3 protein-coding genes are annotated in these 1,742 nt (G+C 27.1%); all 3 read right to left on the bottom strand.

Annotated elements, in window-relative coordinates; genetic code table 11:
• Positions 1 to 61: 61 nt before the first annotated feature.
• Positions 62 to 583 (bottom strand): DUF5079 family protein, encoded by a 522-nt coding sequence (locus tag HMPREF2597_RS11565; RefSeq protein WP_070817307.1) that lies wholly within the window; start codon positions 581 to 583, stop codon positions 62 to 64.
• Positions 584 to 752: 169 nt separating this feature from the next.
• Complete coding sequence (locus HMPREF2597_RS11570) at positions 753 to 1,406, bottom strand: DUF5079 family protein (protein ID WP_070817308.1); 654 nt, start codon at positions 1,404 to 1,406, stop codon at positions 753 to 755.
• A gap of 89 nt (positions 1,407 to 1,495) precedes the next feature.
• Positions 1,496 to 1,742, bottom strand: a 247-nt coding sequence (locus HMPREF2597_RS11575; protein ID WP_371106701.1) for a DUF5079 family protein, incomplete at its 5' end; no start/stop codon positions are given.

A 1,742-nucleotide genomic window follows, 5' to 3' on the forward strand; every position in this document is an offset into this window, starting at 1 on the left:
CAAGTTAATCATTAAAATGACGATAATAGATAACCATATATAGGTGGTATCATCTGTTCTTTTAGGTGCAATTTGACTTATATAATATACCTAAACCAGAAACAGCCATAAGTATACCTAATAATTTAAACAATCTATTGGATATTGACTTAATAACTTCAAATTCACTTATTACAAAAATATTAAAGCCGATTAACTCTATAATATTAGCTAAAACGATCATCAACCAAAACTCAAAAACATCATCACCATTAATAGTCGCATTAAATACATATATCGATGCTAGTGCAATCGACAAACTATAACCACATAATGTGCTTATAATGATATATCTTATTAATGACGATTTGTTTGTTTTAACCTTTTTAGACTTTTCTTGGACGTATGAAATGATATTTATAACAGCCCAAAAAGCTAAAAATATGTATATATATTTAGGTAACTTGTATAATAAATGACTGTTAAAAAACATAATCGTATAAAAAATTAAACACATTATATTCATTAATATGGCAACTGGTGTGATGTATGGATTTTTTATATTATGAGCAATTTCCTCTTTTGTTATTTCTTCATTCTCCACTTTAATTCCTCCTTTTTAAGTTAATTTATAAAAACGAAAATAATCTATACACTTTTATTTAAATACATCATAAACTTTATCAAATCTTTCTATCCAATTGTCATCTTCATCTATTTCAAAAGTAATCTTCACAAAAAGGGCATTATCAGCATTACTAGTTCCATTAATTTTACTCCAATCCTTCTTCCTCAATAATCTGATATTTCATTAAATTGAAGTAAGAACGTCCAATTAATAAATCTACCATTAAAATGACAATTATAGACATCCATATAAAATCATTTTCTTCAGCTGTATAAGGCACAATGCGACTTAAATAAATCAAAATACCAAAGCCACCTAAAGTTATAGCAATGCCCATTATATTACCCGCAGAACCCGATAAAGACTGAATTAAACCAAATTCACTTATTACAAAAATATTAAAGCCAATAAGCGAAATAACATTAGCTATAATAATTATCAGCCAATAATCAAATACATCATATCCATTTGTAGTAGCACCAAATACATACACTGAGGAACAAGAAATTGATAAACTATAACCACACAATGTACTGATAATAATATATCTTATTAATGCAGCTTTATTTGTTTTAACCTTTTTTGATTTCTCTTGTAAATATGAAATGATATTTATAACAACCCAAAACACCAAAAATATATACATATATATAGGCAATTTGTATAATAAATGGGCGCTAAAAAATAAAATACAATAAAAGGTTAATGAGAATATAAACATAAAAATAGCAACTGGCGTAATGTACGGATTTTTTATGTTATGTGCAATTTCCTCTTTAGTTATTACTTCATCTTCCATTTAATATTCCTCCTTTGTAAGTTAATACGTAAAAGTGAAAACAATCTTTACAGAAAAAGGCATTACCAGCATTACTAGTTCCATTAATTTTACTCCAATCCTTCTTCCTCAATAATCTGATATTTCATTAAATTGAAGTAAGAACGACCTATTAACAAGTCAACCATTAAAATTACCAAAATTGATATCCATATAAAGTTATTTTCTTCAGCTGTGTAAGGCACAATACGACTTAAATAAATCAAAATACCCATGCCACCTAAAGCTACAACAATGCCAATGATATTACCCGCAGAACCCGATAATGACTGAATTAAACCAAATTCACTTATTACA

It is taken from the genome of Staphylococcus sp. HMSC063A07 (genome assembly GCF_001836955.1).
In the GTDB taxonomy this organism is placed as follows: Bacteria; Bacillota; Bacilli; order Staphylococcales; family Staphylococcaceae; genus Staphylococcus; species Staphylococcus lugdunensis.

Excerpts from the sequence above, each read along its gene's own strand:
- HMPREF2597_RS11570 (WP_070817308.1), bottom strand. The coding sequence starts at position 1,406 with ATGGAAGATGAAGTAATAACTAAAGAGGAAATTGCACATAACATAAAA.